Annotated in this window: 10 protein-coding genes; 3 read left to right on the forward strand and 7 right to left on the reverse strand. The window is 39.6% G+C overall.

All coding sequences use genetic code 11. The features are described from left to right. Window positions 1-67: 67 nt before the first annotated feature. The 6 genes from gmhB to AC27JP_RS09485 all read right to left on the reverse strand — a co-directional run bounded on the left by gmhB (window position 68) and on the right by AC27JP_RS09485 (window position 9,150). Window positions 68-616, reverse strand: coding sequence for a D-glycero-beta-D-manno-heptose 1,7-bisphosphate 7-phosphatase (gene gmhB / locus AC27JP_RS09460; RefSeq protein ID WP_487114389.1), 549 nt, complete (start codon window positions 614-616; stop codon window positions 68-70). Between the two features lie 99 nt (window positions 617-715). Then, the gene (locus AC27JP_RS09465) at window positions 716-1,477 is read right to left on the reverse strand and encodes an SDR family oxidoreductase (RefSeq protein ID WP_487114391.1); all 762 of its coding nucleotides are present in this window, start codon (window positions 1,475-1,477) and stop codon (window positions 716-718) included. 123 nt (window positions 1,478-1,600) lie between these two features. Next, window positions 1,601-2,725 carry an enoyl-CoA hydratase/isomerase family protein gene (locus AC27JP_RS09470; RefSeq protein WP_487114393.1) on the reverse strand — a complete coding sequence of 375 codons (1,125 nt, stop codon included), beginning with the start codon at window positions 2,723-2,725 and terminating at the stop codon, window positions 1,601-1,603. A 20-nt stretch (window positions 2,726-2,745) separates the two neighbouring features. Then, complete coding sequence (locus tag AC27JP_RS09475; protein ID WP_487114395.1) at window positions 2,746-3,762, reverse strand: oxidoreductase; 1,017 nt, start codon at window positions 3,760-3,762, stop codon at window positions 2,746-2,748. 181 nt (window positions 3,763-3,943) lie between these two features. Then, complete coding sequence (locus AC27JP_RS09480) at window positions 3,944-5,737, reverse strand: acyl-CoA dehydrogenase C-terminal domain-containing protein (protein ID WP_487114397.1); 1,794 nt, start codon at window positions 5,735-5,737, stop codon at window positions 3,944-3,946. A gap of 17 nt (window positions 5,738-5,754) precedes the next feature. After that, window positions 5,755-9,150, reverse strand: coding sequence for a methylmalonyl-CoA mutase family protein (locus AC27JP_RS09485; protein ID WP_487114399.1), 3,396 nt, complete (start codon window positions 9,148-9,150; stop codon window positions 5,755-5,757). 259 nt (window positions 9,151-9,409) lie between these two features. Between AC27JP_RS09485 and AC27JP_RS09490 the strand changes: the two genes are divergently transcribed. Next, entirely contained in the window at window positions 9,410-10,276 is an 867-nt protein-coding gene (locus tag AC27JP_RS09490) for an AraC family transcriptional regulator (RefSeq protein WP_487114401.1), read from the forward strand. A 92-nt stretch (window positions 10,277-10,368) separates the two neighbouring features. Here the strand turns inward: AC27JP_RS09490 and AC27JP_RS09495 are convergent, their stop codons facing one another. After that, complete coding sequence (locus AC27JP_RS09495) at window positions 10,369-11,553, reverse strand: acetyl-CoA C-acyltransferase (RefSeq protein WP_487114403.1); 1,185 nt, start codon at window positions 11,551-11,553, stop codon at window positions 10,369-10,371. A 371-nt stretch (window positions 11,554-11,924) separates the two neighbouring features. Between AC27JP_RS09495 and AC27JP_RS09500 the strand changes: the two genes are divergently transcribed. Then, window positions 11,925-12,317 carry a MerR family transcriptional regulator gene (locus AC27JP_RS09500; protein WP_487114405.1) on the forward strand — a complete coding sequence of 131 codons (393 nt, stop codon included), beginning with the start codon at window positions 11,925-11,927 and terminating at the stop codon, window positions 12,315-12,317. A gap of 114 nt (window positions 12,318-12,431) precedes the next feature. Further along, on the forward strand, window positions 12,432-13,601 hold the full coding sequence (locus tag AC27JP_RS09505) for an isovaleryl-CoA dehydrogenase (RefSeq protein ID WP_487114407.1): 1,170 nt from the start codon (window positions 12,432-12,434) through the stop codon (window positions 13,599-13,601). Window positions 13,602-13,850: the final 249 nt, after the last annotated feature.

Genomic DNA, 13,850 nt, shown 5'->3' on the forward strand with positions numbered 1-13,850 from the left:
TTTGAAATTAGTTACTAGATACTAGTTCATTGGAGTAAAAAACGCACAATAAGATGAGAAAATAATCTTAATTTATAAATGGACTAGCTTCGGTAAGTTTATTTATTCTAATCACACCTGCAAGTTGCTCTGAGGCATGTTCATCCGTGTAACGACTATCAACTAATATTTTACATTCTATACCGGCATTACTCGCTGCCTGCATATCAGAAATTTTATCACCAATAAAAATGCTTTCTTTAATATCAATAGTAAACTCTTGCTGTGCTTGCAAGATCATCCCAGGCGCTGGCTTTCTGCATTGGCACGGCATGACAAATTCATTAACACCTTTAGATGGGTGATGCGGACAATAATACACTTTAGTAACTGCTACGCCATGCCCAGCAAAAGCAGCAACCATCCACTGTGTTAGCTTTTCAAACATCGCAATATCATAAAAGCCTCGAGCAATACCCGCTTGGTTGGTAATAACAAAAATTTGATAACCTTTCTTGACTGCAGATTGACACAGTTCAAAAATACCATCAACAAATTCAAAGTCTTCTACTTTGTGGACATAACCGTGGTCGACATTAATAATGCCGTCTCTATCTAAAAAAAGTGCTTTGCTCATTTTAATTCAACTCAAAATTAACACGTAAAATAAATAAAAGACGAGAATAACTCGCCTTTTGTTTTGATTAACATGCTGTATCGAATGTAATACTCGAAACTACATGCAAAGGCCACCATCAATTTCAACAACACGGCCGGTGAAAAATTCGTTTTCAAAAATATAGTTAACCGTATGAGCAATTTCATCTGCTTCACCTAAACGCCCTACAGGTTTCATTTTCTCTAAGCGTTCACGCATTTCAGGTTTCATGGCGTCAGTCATGGCAGTGCGAATAACACCAGGGGCAATTGCGCCAACACGAATACCATGGCGTCCAAGCTCTCTAGCCCAAGTTACTGTCATTGCCACTACACCCGCTTTTGAAGCAGCGTAATTAGTTTGCCCCATATTACCGCCACGAGCAATTGATGACATGTTAATGATAACGCCTTTACGATTACCTTCGATCATATGAACCGCTGCTTCACGACCACATAAGAAAACACCCGTTAGATTTACATCAATAACCGATTGAAATTGATCTAACGACATTTTTTTACTAACAACGCCATCTTTGGCTTTAACGAACATACCGTCACGTAAGATACCGGCATTATTGATTAAACCATCGATGCCTGAGAAGTCTTGATTAATTTTTGCAAATGTTGTTACTACTTCGCTTTCATTGGTGACATTAGCTAGATAATACTTTGCTTGTGAGCCAGCTTCTTCAACCATAGCTACCGTTGCTTGCAGCTGCTCTTCGTTTAAATCTATCAAGGCTAATTTTGCGCCTGTTTTAGCTAGGCTTAATGCCATTGCGCGACCTAAACCTTGACCACCACCGGTGACAACAATAGTTTTATTGTTTAAATTCATTTCTAATCCTCTATATTCAATTTTATTTATATGTCGAACCCGCCTTAGCTAAACTTATATAAGAAGTTATTTACTATTATGTTGAGTAAGGCCAATTCAAACTAATTTATTTTGCTCGCTTGTTTATTCTCGAGCTATCGGGATAAAAAACCAATCGAGTAATTCTATTGGAATTTCTTTAATATCATCATATGCCCATTGCGGCCTTTTATCTTTATCCACCAATAATGCCCGCACGCCCTCACTAAATTCTTGATACTGACAACAGCGAAGGCTTAGATTTAACTCTGAAGAAAAACACTCTGCTAAGGTGAAGTGCTTACTCATCATTAATTGGCGGTAGATTATCATAGCTGAAAGTGGGCTGCCTTTTTTTAATTTCGCTTGTGCTCGTTGCAACCAATCATTATCCGTATTTAAAGCTAAAATGGCGTTATATACCTTAAGGCCACTATCAAATTTAGTGAGTTGTTCAATGGTATTTTGATGTTGTTTAATATTAGAAGGGATTGTTTTAAATGCTTCCAAGCTTTGCTTAGTAAAATGCTCAAGTGTTTGGTCAAGTAAAGTAAAGTTTTCATGCTCGCTCTGCCAAACTACTTCGCTTAAGCTTTGTAAGAAAGCCTCTTTCAAGCTGCTATTAATGGCAATATTTGCTAAACCAAGATCAAGCGCATCTACAGCGTTAAAAATTGCACCAGTCACTCCTAAAAATAAGCCAACATTATTAGGTAATTTATTGAGAAACCAACTTGCCCCTACATCAGGATATAAACCGATAGTAATTTCAGGCATTGCCAATAAAGATTTCTCGGTCACCACTCTATGGCTAGCGCCAGCGAATAAACCTATGCCTCCACCCATAATATAGCCATCACCCCAAACTAGAATGGGTTTGGTAAATTCATGAATAAGTTGATCAAGTTGATACTCTTTTGAAAAGAACTCTTGGGCAAGACTTTCAACAATAACTTGGTCACTAATAGCGGTTTCATTCGCGTCTCTTTCAGACTTTAGTGCGTGATACAAACTTACGACATCGCCACCGGCGCAAAACGCTTTGCCACCCGCACCTTGTAAAATCACCATCGCGATTTCTTCATCACTTTGCCAAGCGAGTAGTTGCTTGAGCAATAATTCAATCATAATCAAACTAAGCGCATTGAGTGATTGTGGTGAATTTAACTCAGCAATGGCTATTTTTTTATTATTACCAGCAGCGAGTTCACTAAAATTTACAAGTGACATAATTACTCTATATTCAATTGTTACTTATCTAGACTTGCATCAATTTCAACAACGGTTCTACCAGTAACTGTGCCATCAACATAAGCATCGAAAGCATTAGGTAAATCGGCGAACTTAATTGTTGTTGGTGAAATCAATGCCAACTTGCTAGGTTTAAGATCAGTGGCTAAGCGCTTCCAACCTTGCTCTCGCACGGATAATGGCATTTCAACTGAGTTAATACCCAATAAGCTAACACCACGTAAAATAAACGGCATCACGGTAGATTCCAATTTAAAGCCACCAGCTAAGCCAATCGAAGCAATATTGCCCCAAACATTAGTGGTACGAGTTAACCATGCCAGTGTATCGCCACCAACATTATCAATTGCACCACCCCACTGCGCATTTTCAAGTGGTTTTGAGCCCATATCGATATCATGACGATTGAGTAACTGGCTAGCGCCAAGCTCTTTCAAATAGGCTTCTTGCTCTGTTTTTCCAGTAAAGGCAATAACGTCATAGCCGATATTAGATAACATGTTGATGGCAAAGCTACCGACACCACCTGTAGCGCCAGTCACCACTATAGGTCCTCGCTCAGGAATTTGGCCATTATCTTCCATACGTTGGATGGCAATAGCCGCGGTATAACCTGCAGTGCCTAACGCCATAACATCACGTAAACTCATGCCATCAGGTAAATTCACCACAGAATTAGCTTTAACGCGGGCATATTCTGTATAACCGCCATCATATAGCTCTGATAATTGCGCACCACAAACTAAAACTTTATCACCTGATTGAAAGCGAGAATCCTCTGAACTTACCACTACGCCAGATAAATCAATACCACCAACCAAAGGATAAGTTCTCAGTATTCGACCTTTACCTGTCGCAGCAAGGGCATCTTTATAGTTAATATCTGAATAAGCCACTTTAATAACGACTTCACCTGCCGTTAAATCATCTAGGCCTATTTGTTCAAAGCCACTGCTAATGGTTTTATCATTTTTATGAATTCGAAATGCGGTAAACTCTTCAGGAACTGTTGACATGTGCTCACCTTACTTATCTTTATTTTTATGCTTCTGACAATTTTTTTTTGCCGATAAACAACTTCATTAACGTCTTATCAGCTAAACAAGACGTAATAAAACGGCATGGACTATGTTGCTATTAGCATTCTCTAAATTGAAGGCTAGCGCAATTAGACATTAGTCCCGCTTACCCTGCTTCTTAATGGTTATAATTAAACAACCCTTCCGGCATCGCCATCAAGGTTTTGCTACCTGCTTCAATTGACTTAATATGGCTATCAATTTTAGGTAATAAGCGCTCAATGAAAAACGCACCAACATACATTTTTGCTTGGTAGAATTCTTCACTCGGTTGCGACACTGACTTTTCAGCCATCATCGCCCACATATAGGCATAACTAACTAAGCCAAACGCGGCTAAATAATCAGTTGCTGATGCGCCCACCATATCTTTATCATTACTTTGCTCAGTAATAATTAAATCAGTTGCCGCCTTTAATTTTGCTAACGACTCACTTAACGGGTTAAGGTAAGGCAATAGTGCTTGATTACTAATATTTGCATTAACAAAAGCGTTTATTTCAGCGAAGTAACTTTCAAAAAACTGGCCTTTATTGGCAACAACTTTACGTCCAAGTAGATCAAGTGCTTGAATACCGTTGGTACCTTCATAAATTTGCGCAATACGGACATCACGAACCAATTGTTCTTGGCCCCATTCACGCACATAACCGTGACCACCAAAAACCATCTGCCCTAAATTACAGCTTTCATAAGCCATATCGGTCATAAATGCTTTTGCAACAGGTGTTAATAGTGCCACCAACTGTTCAGCTTGCTGTTTATCTTCTTGGTTCTCAGAAAACTTAACAATATCTAATTGTTTAGCAACGTAGGTTGAAAAACAACGCCCGCCTTCATTGTAGGCACGCATAGTTAACAGCATTTTACGAACATCAGGGTGAACGATAATTGAGTCGGCTTTTTTATCAGGTGATTTTTTACCGGTAGCGCTGCGACCTTGAATACGTTCAATAGCATATTCTGCGGCTTGTTGGTATGAGGTTTCAGCAGCGCCAACGCCCTGAATTCCCATACCTAAACGTTCATAGTTCATCATAGTGAACATGTAGTTTAAGCCTTTGTTTTTTTCGCCAACTAAATAGCCTTTAGCACCGTCAAAATTCATCACACAAGTTGCTGAGCCTTTAATGCCCATTTTGTGTTCAATTGAACCACAACCAACGGTATTTCTTTCGCCTAAACTGCCATCTTCGTTCAATAAAAACTTAGGTACCACAAACATTGAGATACCACGTGGCCCTTCTGGCGCACCCGGAATTTTAGCTAGCACTAAGTGAATAATATTCTCGGTTAAGTCTTGCTCGCCACCGGTAATAAATATTTTAGTACCGGAAACAGCAAAGCTACCATCGTCTTGCGCTTCGGCTTTAGCCGTCATAATGCCTAAATCACTGCCCGCGTGCGGCTCAGTTAAACACATAGTGCCAGCCCACTGCCCCGAATACATATTTTCTAAATAGGTTTGCTTCATTTCCGCTGAGGCATGAGCTGATAGCGCTAAGCAAGCGCCAGCAGTCAACATTGGATAAAGTGCAAATGAAATAGACGCAGACTGTGTCATTTCTTCAACAAATGATTGCAACATTTTCGGCATACCCATGCCGCCATGCTCTGGGTCGCCACTTAAAGCTCCCCAGCCACCGTCACAATAAAGCTGATAAGCTTTAGAGAAACCATCAGGCGTTGTTACTTCACCATTGTTCCACGTTGCACCTTGCTCATCACTATTGCGATTTAACGGCGCGATAACTTCAGAGGTTAACTTTGCCCCTTCAGACAAAATAGCATCAGCGGTATCTTTATCAATCATGTCTGCAACGGCAGGCATAGTTGCCCACAATTGCTTAGCATTAAAAACTTCATGTAATAAGAACTGCATATCGCGCATTGGCGCTTGATAATTACTCATAGTTAGTACTAATCCCCTTACATGTTACGGCGGTATTGACCACCGGCGTCAAATAGTGAATTAACGATTTGACCTAATGAACAAACTTTACAAGCGTCCATCATCAACTCGAAAATATTTTCATGATTGATTGCTGCTGTTTGTAAGCTTTTTAATAACGCTTTTGCTTCAACTTCATTAGCTTTATTTAAACTAGCTAGCATATCTATTTGATAAGTTTTTTCTTCTTCTGTTGCGCGAATAACTTCATCAGGTACTACCGTTGGTGAGCCTGTTGAACTTAAGAAGGTATTGACACCAATAATTGGGAACTCACCTGAATGCTTCAAATGCTCGTAGTGCATACTTTCTTCTTGAATTTTGCCACGTTGATACATGGTTTCCATTGCGCCAAGTACACCACCACGTTCGTTGATACGATCAAACTCTGTTAATACGGCTTCTTCAACTAAATCCGTGAGTTCTTCAATAATAAAGGCACCTTGAATTGGGTTTTCATTTTTCGACAAACCTAATTCACGGTTAATAATTAACTGAATCGCCATAGCACGGCGCACACTGTCTTCCGTTGGCGTGGTGATCGCTTCATCATAAGCGTTAGTATGTAATGAATTACAGTTATCATTTATCGCGTAAAGTGCTTGTAACGTAGTACGAATATCATTGAAATCAATTTCTTGCGCATGCAGAGAACGGCCAGAGGTTTGGATATGATACTTCAACATTTGCGCACGAGCATTAGCACCATATTTATTCTTCATCGCTTTCGACCAAATACGACGAGCAACACGACCAATTACCGCATACTCTGGGTCAATACCATTTGAGAAGAAGAACGATAAGTTTGGACCAAATTCATTAATATCCATACCACGGCTTAAGTAGTATTCAACAAAGGTAAAGCCGTTCGCTAAGGTTAACGCCAATTGGGTAATTGGGTTAGCACCTGCTTCTGCAATATGGTAACCAGAAATAGACACTGAGTAGAAGTTACGTACGCCTTTCTCAATAAAGTATTCTTGTACATCACCCATTAAGCGAAGGGCAAATTCCGTAGAGAAAATACAGGTGTTTTGCGCTTGATCTTCTTTAAGAATATCGGCTTGAACCGTACCACGCACTAGCGTTAATGTGCGGGCTTTAATTTCTTCATAAACCGCTGGTGGCAATACTTGGTCGCCCGTAACACCTAAAAGCATTAAACCTAAACCGTCATTACCTTCTGGTAATTCACCTTGGTAACTTGGCCGTTCACAGCCTTTGTCTTTATAAATCTTTTTAATGGTTGCGTTAACTTCTTTTTCTAAACCATTTTCAGTGATAAAACGCTCACATTGTTGGTCGATTGCCGCGTTTAAGAAAAAGCCTAACAACATAGGTGCTGGGCCGTTGATGGTCATTGATACTGATGTCATGGCGTGTGCTAAATCAAAACCTGAATAAAGTTTCTTGGCATCATCTAAACAACAAATAGACACACCGGCATTACCAATTTTACCGTAAATATCTGGGCGAATGGCCGGATCGTTACCGTATAAGGTTACTGAGTCGAATGCCGTTGATAAACGTTTCGCCGGCATGCCTTTAGACACATAATGGAAACGACGGTTAGTACGTTCTGGGCCACCTTCACCTGCGAACATACGTGTTGGGTCTTCACCTTCACGTTTGAACGGGAATAAACCGGCAGTATACGGGAATTCACCTGGTACATTTTCTTGTAAGTTCCATTTTAAAATATCGCCCCAACCTTGGTATTTAGGCATGCTAATTTTTGGAATTTCACTGCCTGATAACGACGTTGAATGGGTTTCTATTGATAACTCTTTATTACGTACTTTAAATTTAAATTCAGAGTCCTTATAACGCTGAACCTTAGTTGCCCATTCTTCAAGTAATAGTTTATTTTTCGGATCTAAATCTAATTCAACTTGGCTATATAAGGCTTCTAGTTGTGTAACTAAGCCTGATGATGCGTCTGAGTCAGTTTCTTTCGCTGTTTCAATCGCCTTATGAATACCATAAAGTTTTTGTGCCACCTTAGCTTGTTTTTCAACCCAAACATCATAGCCACGGTTATTTTCTGAAATTTCAGATAAATAACGAATACGAGCACCAGGAATAACACTGCTCTTATTCGCTAAGGTGCCGTCAACCGATAACAAATCGCCAACGGTTAAGCCAGCTTTATTGTTTAGTTCAGTGATCACGGCATTGTATAGTTCAGTCATGCCACGGTCATTAAATTGTGAGGCAATAGTACCGTATACTGGTACTTCATCATCACCTGCTTCAAACATGCCACGGTTACGCTTATATTGTTTTTTCACGTCACGCAACGCATCTAATGCACCACGTTTATCAAATTTGTTTAGTGCAATGATGTCAGCAAAATCAAGCATATCGATTTTTTCTAGCTGAGTCGCTGCACCGTATTCAGGTGTCATTACATATAAAGAAACATCTGAATGTTCTTCAATTTCTGTGTCTGATTGGCCAATACCTGAAGTTTCTAGAATGATTAAGTCAAAGTCTGTCGCTTTTAGAATATCTAAGGTGTCGTTGACATAAACAGATAACGCTAAGTTTGATTGGCGAGTTGCTAATGAGCGCATATAAACACGGTCATTGTTTACCGCGTTCATTCGAATACGGTCACCAAGTAGTGCACCACCCGTTTTACGTTTTGACGGGTCAACAGAAACAATGGCAATTTTGCTATCATCTGTCGCCATCAAAAAGCGGCGAATTAATTCATCAACTAATGATGATTTACCAGCACCACCGGTACCGGTAATACCGAGCACAGGCGTTTTACTAACCGCCGATATTTTACGAATTTTCTCAAGTGCTACTTTATTTTCTTCAGGTGCATTTTCGGCGGCTGAAATTAAACGAGCGATGGCCTGCTTTTTATCTTGCAAAGGAATTGCTTTTTTCAGATTTGCTACATCATCTTTTTTAACATCTAAGCCAGTTTTAAAGTCACAACGCTCTAGCATGTCATCAATCATACCTAACAAGCCAAGTTCACGGCCATCATCAGGTGAGTAAATACGGGTAATGCCGTAATCTTGCAGCATTTTAATTTCTTCAGGTAGAATTACACCACCACCACCGCCAACAATACGAATATGCTCACAACCACGTTCTTTTAAAAGATCGTACATATATTTGAAATATTCGTTATGACCACCTTGGTATGATGTCATGGCAATAGCGTTAGCGTCTTCTTGAATAGCGGTATTCACCACTTCTTCTACGCTACGGTCATGGCCAAGATGAATAACTTCTGCACCACTTGATTGTAAAATTCGACGCATAATATTAATAGCTGCATCATGACCATCAAATAACGATGCCGCCGTTACGATACGGATCTTATTCTTTAACTGATATCTTTCAGTATTCATCTTAAACTCTCTTAATTTGTCCAAATCGCTTTTTTATAAAGCAATACTTACCAAAACAATTGCAAATAGACGCTATAAACAAGTTACTAATGCACTAGTTTTAGTCGTAAAAATTGATAATAGAAACCTAATGATAAAATTAGACCATACTAGAAACGTGATGAACATTGATTTTATTGTTAATTTAATGGACTATATTGTGATTAGACCAGCAAGTAACATTAAACGATAATTTTAAAGAAAAGTGTCCAATAGCACCATGAAGAAATCACCCGACATCCGGCTATTCATTCCGGTATTCTTGTTGAAAAAGCTGTCAAAGCATCGTTTAACTGACGGCTTATATCCTATTTCTTTAGGGATGACACAAGCCACTGATAACTATAAATTACAGCAAGACAACAGCCATTGTCATACTTTAATTTACTGTGTATCTGGCTCTGGAGAATTAGATTACCAAGGCAGAACAAGAAATATAGAACGTGGCGATCTTGTTATTATCAACCCGAATACGCCGTTTACTTTTACCATTAACAATAAAACTGCTGACAATACGCTTTATTGGATTAACTTTACTGGTGGCTTAGCACAGGACTTTGCCGAACGGTTGTTAATGAAAATGGACGCAGGTGTCGCTCATGCTGGTGTATTGAATAACATTGTCAGCGATTTTGACCATTTACTTGCTTTGGGTGCTAGGGGTTACACGGCAACCAACGTAATACATGCTGTACATATTTTACAGCAAGCGTTAAGTTTTTTAGCGCTGCAACTGCGTTTAACCATGTTTAATAACAGTTCAAGTTTCGACCTTGAAGCTGTAGAAGCCTTAATGCGCAATAGTTTGCATCAAGAGTTGAGCTTAGACACCTTAGCTCACTACAGTCAGTTATCGAAGTTTCACTTTGCGAAAAAATTTAAGGAGCTAACAGATAGCTCCCCTATTCAACATTTTATTAATATGAAAATTCAACACGCCTGTTCACAACTAGATAATAGCGATATCGCGATTAAAGACATTGCCAGCGGCCTTGGCTATAGCGATCCCTATTACTTTTCGCGACTGTTCAAAAAGTTAGTCGGTATTTCACCTAAGCAATATCGAGACTCTCGCCATAGCCTCTAGTACAACGTAATTATTCGATGGCATTATTAAGACATAAAAAAAGCCGCTAATGCGGCTTTTTAAATTATCTAAATTTTATTGAAATAAAGTAATTACATCATTTCAACTGCAATTGCTGTCGCTTCACCGCCACCAATACATAAAGAAGCAAGACCTTTGCTTAAACCTTTATTTTTCAATGCGTGAATTAGCGTAACCATAATACGAGCGCCACTAGCGCCTAACGGATGACCTAGAGCACAAGCGCCACCATTAACGTTAACTTTCGCTACGTCTAAATCAAGCTCTTTAATACCTAACATAGTTACCATGGCAAAGGCTTCGTTGATTTCAAATAAGTCAACATCAGCAGTTGTCCAGTTAGCTTTTGCTAGTACTTTTTTCATTGCGCCAACGGGTGCAACGGTGAATTCAGCTGGCTTTTGTGCGTGCATGGCATGGGCAACAATTTTACATAATGGTGTTAAGCCACGTTTTTGTGCTTCTGACAATTTCATCATGACTAGTGCTGCAGCACCGTCAGAAATTGAGCTAGAGTTAGCCGCGGTAATGGTACCGTCTTTCTTAAACGCTGGACGTAAGCTAGGAATTTTATCAGGGCGCGCATTACCAGGCTGTTCATCAATAGCAAATACTGAATCGCCACGGCGTGATTTAATCGTTACCGGTGAAATTTCGTTATCAAAAGCACCGTCAGCAATCGCGGCATTAGCGCGTGCTAAAGAGCGAATAGCATAGGCATCCATATCTTCACGAGTAAACGCTGACTCATCAGCAGTTTCTTGTGCGAAACAGCCCATAGCAATACCGTCATAGGCATTTTCTAAACCGTCAGTCATCATATGATCAAGAATTTGACCATGACCCATTTTAATACCTGAGCGACCTTTTGGCATCAAGTGCGGTGCATTGGTCATACTTTCCATGCCGCCAGCAATAGCAACATCAATAGAGCCAGCTAATAAAGCATCATGTGCTTGCATTGCCGCTTTCATGCCTGAGCCACATACTTTATTAATGGTGGTACAAGCCGTAGCAAGGTCTAAGTCAGCTTCTAAAGCCGCTTGACGCGCAGGAGCTTGCTTTAAGCCAGCAGGCAGCACACAGCCCATGATCACTTCATCTACTTGATCATTTGATAAATTAGCCGCTTCCATAGCGCCACGAATAGCAGTAGCACCTAAACTGGTAGCTGTAACAGCTGACAAACCGCCCATAAAACCGCCCATAGGGGTACGTTTGGCAGCAACAATAACGATAGGATCTTGAGTAGACATATAGCTCTCCGACAAAGTGTTGTTCAATATTTTTCGATATCTATTTACGCGATATAAACAGCAATCGATAAGAATTGCGCCACAGATTACCCCATATTTACCTTTACGCCAACGTAAACTTAGTGGACCTTTAGTCTAATAAGGCAAAAATTTCGTCAAATTGACAATCATTCTTTACAACTCAGTAGAAAACCTTTGATGGTATTTTGACAAACTCTAATAGAATCAGGATTGATACTGTTAATTATGCTATTTAGCCATCATCGCTAACACACTATTTACATTCTTGCTTACTTGCACTTTACGTTAACGTAAACTTATTGTAAGGTATCTAATAGATAAAGTAAGCGAGTTAACTGTGAGCAACAAGAATGAGCGATAAGACCATAGTCACCTTCTCCATTGGCGAATTAGCCCGAGAGTTTGATATTACCACTCGAAGTATTCGTTTTTATGAAGACCAAGGGCTAATACTCCCTACTCGCAAAGGACAAACAAGAATATACAACCAAAGAGACAGAGTTCGACTAAAGTTAATTCTACGCGGTAAACGCCTAGGTTTTTCATTAGCAGAAACCGGTCGTTTGTTTGAACTTTACGATGCTGATAAATCAAGTGCAACGCAATTAAATACCATAATGGATTTAATTGCGAATAAGAAGAATGATTTAAACCAACAATTAGAAGATATTCAAGCCGTGTTGATTGAATTAACCGGCTTAGAAAACAACTGTCAAGACGCGTTAGCCGCTATCACTAAATAGAAGTGAAAAATAGCACTTAAGCATCCTCGTCAGTGACATAACAAATAAAAGTAAGCATTAGCGCCTATAGCAAATAATCGCGTTAATAAGACCAACAATTATTAAGGTAACACTATGATTTCTACTTTCTCATCAATGAACTTTAACTTAGGCGAAACTGTTGACATGATCCGTGACACAGTTAATGCATTTGCTCGCGATGAAATTGCTCCGCGCGCAGAAAAAGTTGACCAAGACAACGAATTCCCAATGGACTTATGGCGCAAATTTGGTGACTTAGGCTTATTGGGCATGACAGTAGATGAGCAGTACGGTGGTTCTAACTTAGGTTACTTAGAACACATGGTTGCTATGCAAGAAATTTCACGTGCTTCTGCTTCTGTTGGTTTAAGTTACGGCGCTATGTCTAACTTATGTTTAAACCAATTAAACAAAAATGGTAGCCATGAACAAAAAGCTAAGTATTTACCAAAACTTTGTACTGGTGAGCATATTGGCGCATTAGCCATGTCTGAGCCAAATGCCGGTTCTGACGTGGTAAGCATGAAGCTTCGCGCTGACAAAAAAGGCGACAAATACATTCTAAACGGCAACAAAATGTGGATCACTAATGGTCCAGACGCACATGTTTATATTATTTACGCAAAAACAGACACTAGCGCAGGTTCAAAAGGCATTACAGCGTTTATTGTTGAACGCGACTCCCCTGGCTTTTCTCGTCACCAAAAACTAGACAAATTAGGTATGCGTGGCTCAAATACTTGTGAATTAGTGTTCCAAGATTGTGAAGTGCCCGCTGAAAACATTTTAGGTGAAGAAGGTAAAGGCGTGCGCGTACTTATGTCTGGCTTAGATTACGAACGTTTAGTATTAACCGGTGGTCCATTAGGCATTATGGATGCATGTATGGACTTAGTTGTGCCTTACATTCACGACAGAAAACAATTTGGCCAATCAATTGGTGAATTCCAATTAATTCAAGGTAAAATTGCTGACATGTACACGCAAATGAATGCAGCTAAATCATACGCTTACATGTGTGCTATGGCAGCAGATCGCGGCGAAACTACCCGTAAAGATGCTGCTGGTGTTATTTTATATTCTGCTGAGCTTGCCACTAAAATGGCACTAGATGCTATTCAACTACTTGGTGGTAACGGTTATATCAATGAATTTCCTGCGGGTCGTTTATTACGTGATGCTAAGTTATATGAAATTGGCGCCGGTACTTCAGAAATTCGCCGTATGCTAATCGGGCGTGAGTTATTCAACGAATCTGTTTAATAACTGATTTGAGCTTAGCCATTTACTCGATACTATTGTCAAAAGTGCTCACTTACACTTGTAAGCTCCGCGCATTTTTCCTCAGTCTCAAATAAATGGCTTTGCCAATTCAATTATTGAATTATCAATGAATAATTCGATTACTAACAAATTATAAACCTCAGTGACTATTGCTATTGAATACGTTTAACACTTTTGTCTCTTAACAAGTCTAATGTTAAAGCGTTCAAACAATACCAATGTGCATTG

The organism is Colwellia sp. SU-HH01172, assembly GCF_057553355.1.

Bases quoted from the DNA above. Each gene is read 5' to 3' on its own strand.
- AC27JP_RS09485 (WP_487114399.1), bottom strand. From the start codon at position 9,150: ATGAATACTGAAAGATATCAGTTAAAGAATAAGATCCGTATCGTAACG.
- AC27JP_RS09505 (WP_487114407.1), top strand. From the start codon at position 12,432: ATGATTTCTACTTTCTCATCAATGAACTTTAACTTAGGCGAAACTGTT.
- AC27JP_RS09495 (WP_487114403.1), bottom strand. From the start codon at position 11,553: ATGTCTACTCAAGATCCTATCGTTATTGTTGCTGCCAAACGTACCCCT.
- AC27JP_RS09475 (WP_487114395.1), bottom strand. From the start codon at position 3,762: ATGTCAACAGTTCCTGAAGAGTTTACCGCATTTCGAATTCATAAAAAT.
- AC27JP_RS09470 (WP_487114393.1), bottom strand. From the start codon at position 2,725: ATGTCACTTGTAAATTTTAGTGAACTCGCTGCTGGTAATAATAAAAAA.
- gmhB (WP_487114389.1), bottom strand. From the start codon at position 616: ATGAGCAAAGCACTTTTTTTAGATAGAGACGGCATTATTAATGTCGAC.
- AC27JP_RS09500 (WP_487114405.1), top strand. From the start codon at position 11,925: ATGAGCGATAAGACCATAGTCACCTTCTCCATTGGCGAATTAGCCCGA.
- AC27JP_RS09480 (WP_487114397.1), bottom strand. From the start codon at position 5,737: ATGAGTAATTATCAAGCGCCAATGCGCGATATGCAGTTCTTATTACAT.
- AC27JP_RS09465 (WP_487114391.1), bottom strand. From the start codon at position 1,477: ATGAATTTAAACAATAAAACTATTGTTGTCACCGGTGGTGGTCAAGGT.
- AC27JP_RS09490 (WP_487114401.1), top strand. From the start codon at position 9,410: ATGAAGAAATCACCCGACATCCGGCTATTCATTCCGGTATTCTTGTTG.